Source organism: Streptococcus sp. HMSC066E07 (genome assembly GCF_001814695.1).
GTDB lineage: Bacteria > Bacillota > Bacilli > Lactobacillales > Streptococcaceae > Streptococcus > Streptococcus hominis.
On record NZ_KV817466.1, the window covers coordinates 1 to 987 of the forward strand.

Consider the following 987-nt stretch of genomic DNA (forward strand, 5'->3'; position numbering starts at 1 on the left):
GTTCGATCCCGTTAACTCCCATTTCTTTAAGCGGAAAAGCTTAATAGGTCCCGTAGTGTAGCGGTTATCACGTCGCCCTGTCACGGCGAAGATCGCGGGTTCGATTCCCGTCGGGACCGTTTTAGTGTATAGAGATACATTAGAGAGACTCGTTAGCTCAGTTGGTAGAGCATTTGACTTTTAATCAAAGGGTCACTGGTTCGAGCCCAGTACGGGTCATAGTCACAGGCGGGTGTGGCGGAATTGGCAGACGCACCAGATTTAGGATCTGGCGCTTAACGGCGTGGGGGTTCAAGTCCCTTCACCCGCATAGGAGATAAGCCGGCTTAGCTCAGTTGGTAGAGCATCTGATTTGTAATCAGAGGGTCGCGTGTTCAAGTCATGTAGCCGGCATTAAAGGAAAGAAGCGAATGCGAACGTAGTTCAGTGGTAGAACATCACCTTGCCAAGGTGGGGGTCGCGGGTTCGAACCCCGTCGTTCGCTTGAGGAAGCCGGGGTGGCGGAACTGGCAGACGCACAGGACTTAAAATCCTGCGATTGGAAACAATCGTACCGGTTCGATTCCGGTCCTCGGCATAGGAAAGAGCACCCTTAGCTCAACTGGATAGAGTACCTGACTACGAATCAGGCGGTTAGAGGTTCGACTCCTCTAGGGTGCATAAATAGATTTGACTTTTTTTGTATTTGTGATATAATAAATTTATATTCATAGAAAGAGCACCCTTAGCTCAACTGGATAGAGTACCTGACTACGAATCAGGCGGTTAGAGGTTCGACTCCTCTAGGGTGCATAGAAAAGAAGTCTCTTAGACTTCATTTTTTCTATCTATACGGGAAGTAGCTCAGCTTGGTAGAGTACTTGGTTTGGGACCAAGGTGTCGCAGGTTCGAATCCTGTCTTCCCGATATTTTATTTGATATTAGATGAAATAGGTGTTAGTTTTTAACATCTGGAGCCTGGGACAATAATGTCTCGATTCTATCAAA

At 47.4% G+C, this 987-nt stretch carries 9 tRNA genes; all 9 read left to right on the forward strand.

Annotation, left to right across the window (positions count from 1 at the left end):
• Positions 1 to 46 precede the first annotated feature (46 nt).
• Positions 47 to 119: transfer RNA gene (locus HMPREF2984_RS08380), tRNA-Asp, on the forward strand.
• A gap of 27 nt (positions 120 to 146) precedes the next feature.
• Positions 147 to 219, forward strand: a tRNA-Lys gene (locus HMPREF2984_RS08385).
• 9 nt (positions 220 to 228) lie between these two features.
• Positions 229 to 310, forward strand: a tRNA-Leu gene (locus HMPREF2984_RS08390).
• Between the two features lie 10 nt (positions 311 to 320).
• Positions 321 to 393: transfer RNA gene (locus tag HMPREF2984_RS08395), tRNA-Thr, on the forward strand.
• A 19-nt stretch (positions 394 to 412) separates the two neighbouring features.
• Positions 413 to 484 (forward strand) — tRNA-Gly (locus tag HMPREF2984_RS08400).
• Positions 485 to 491: 7 nt separating this feature from the next.
• Positions 492 to 577, forward strand: a tRNA-Leu gene (locus HMPREF2984_RS08405).
• 9 nt (positions 578 to 586) lie between these two features.
• Positions 587 to 660: transfer RNA gene (locus tag HMPREF2984_RS08410), tRNA-Arg, on the forward strand.
• A gap of 58 nt (positions 661 to 718) precedes the next feature.
• Positions 719 to 792 (forward strand) — tRNA-Arg (locus HMPREF2984_RS08415).
• Between the two features lie 40 nt (positions 793 to 832).
• Positions 833 to 906: transfer RNA gene (locus tag HMPREF2984_RS08420), tRNA-Pro, on the forward strand.
• The last annotated feature ends 81 nt before the right edge of the window (positions 907 to 987 follow it).